The organism is Paenibacillus zanthoxyli JH29 (genome assembly GCF_000520715.1).
In the GTDB taxonomy this organism is placed as follows: domain Bacteria; phylum Bacillota; class Bacilli; order Paenibacillales; family Paenibacillaceae; genus Paenibacillus_AQ; species Paenibacillus_AQ zanthoxyli.
Genome location: NZ_ASSD01000675.1, coordinates 1 through 1535, shown reverse-complemented (window position 1 = coordinate 1535; position 1535 = coordinate 1). Strand labels below are relative to the sequence as shown.

3 protein-coding genes are annotated in these 1535 nt (G+C 55.0%); all 3 read right to left on the bottom strand.

Features of this window, described 5'->3' with window-relative positions; genetic code table 11:
• Positions 1-1009, bottom strand: a 1009-nt coding sequence (locus L691_RS0125960) for an MFS transporter (RefSeq protein ID WP_156934349.1), incomplete at its 3' end; no start/stop codon positions are given.
• A 58-nt stretch (positions 1010-1067) separates the two neighbouring features.
• Entirely contained in the window at positions 1068-1190 is a 123-nt protein-coding gene (locus L691_RS34020) for a hypothetical protein (protein ID WP_269634894.1), read from the bottom strand.
• Positions 1191-1380: 190 nt separating this feature from the next.
• On the bottom strand, positions 1381-1509 hold the full coding sequence (locus L691_RS34015; protein ID WP_269634895.1) for a hypothetical protein: 129 nt from the start codon (positions 1507-1509) through the stop codon (positions 1381-1383).
• Positions 1510-1535 lie beyond the last annotated feature (26 nt).

The following is a 1535-nucleotide window of genomic DNA, read 5'->3' as shown; positions in this document are numbered from 1 at the left end:
AAGCCATGCCGATGACAAGCACGGCGGACACCGCGAAGCCAAATGACGGCGACAGCGCAAGTAAGGCGATGCAGGCGATGCGGACAGCCGTCAGCAGCAGCATAACCGCAGACAGCTTCCGCTCGGCGCCCATATCGATTCTTCGCTCGGTAAAATGCACGGCAAGCAGTCCCAGCAGGGTTCCCGCCGCGCCGATAAGGCCGAACCAAGCCGCCATTGACAGCGGCAGATCGGGAAGACCGATGCCGTTAATCAAATGCACCTGCCACAGACGGTCATAACCTTCGGAGGCTGCGCCTCCAAGCAGTGTCACGAAGACCATTGTAATCAGCAGCGGGCTTCTGCGCACCACGGCCGCCCCTTCCAGCCACGTATTCCGCATCGCCCGAAAATGCGAAACTTGCGGTTCGCGGCTGCGGGGCTGAAACTTCGTCTCCCTCATGCAGCGAAGCAAATACAACCCAGTCGCGACGTAGATTGCCCCGCCTGCCAAATACGGCAGATTCGGCATAAGCATCGACAATCCCACGCTGATGCCGATGCCCAGCAGGGAAGCGGCCAGCGAGAGCCGCTGGGATCGCATAAACAGGCTTCCGGCTTCTTCTTCGCCTACCTCGTCGACAATCCATGCCGTATCCGCTCCGCTAATGAACGTCCAGCCAAGACCGAACAATAGCTGTGCACCCAGCACCAGGGCAAAAGCGGAGAACAGAGACGCGCCGCCCGCGAGCCAAACTGCGCTTCCCTCCAGCGTGAAGCCGCCGCCCAGAATAAACATGCCGATAATGACCGACACCCTCCGGCCGTACGTATCGGCAACCACCCCGGTGATTCCCTCAAACACCAGTACCGTCAGTTCCAGCACCGTTCCGATCAGCATAAGCTGAAGAGGATTAAATCCCAGCTTTGCCACATAGTAGACACTGTACGTCGTAAAAATGGTACTCCCCGCCAAAGCCGTCATAAACTTCATCCATAAATACACTTGTGATGCCTGGTAACGATTCAAAATATGTTCCGCCTTTCAAGCAGGCGGACCTTTCATGCCATGCGTTCGGTTGGAGGATTTAATCCTCCGCTGCCGCCAAGCCGCCCAGCCCGCGCTGCCGTTCCTGTTGAGATTGGTGTACTTTTACTTTTCCATTGTGCAGATGAATAGTTGTTTGTTCGAACTGTCGGCTTCTTGACATGTTGAAGCACCTCCGTTGATAAATTGCCTTAATTATAGCTTATACGCCATGAATAGAATACCTAAATTTTTACATCCGCTTTGCCTGCAAAGCGGATTCCGGAGGGGAGGGTTGCCGGGCGGGTGAGTATGCTGAATTTTGGGAGGCAGAAAAAACCACCGGCGCTTTCGCAGGCGGTTCAAACTCTTTTTTACTCGGACAAAATACGCTTCTGCCCTTCCAGGGCGCGGATCGGAGCGATGTTTTGTGTGAATTCCAGTGTTCCCAGATAGCGCCCTTCTTCGTCGCGGACGGCAAAGTAGCGGATATAATTGAACACTCCCCCACTTAGCTAACACTTGAAGT

Coding starts and splice junctions, on each gene's coding strand:
- L691_RS34020 (WP_269634894.1), bottom strand. CDS start 1,190: ATGTCAAGAAGCCGACAGTTCGAACAAACAACTATTCATCTGCACAAT.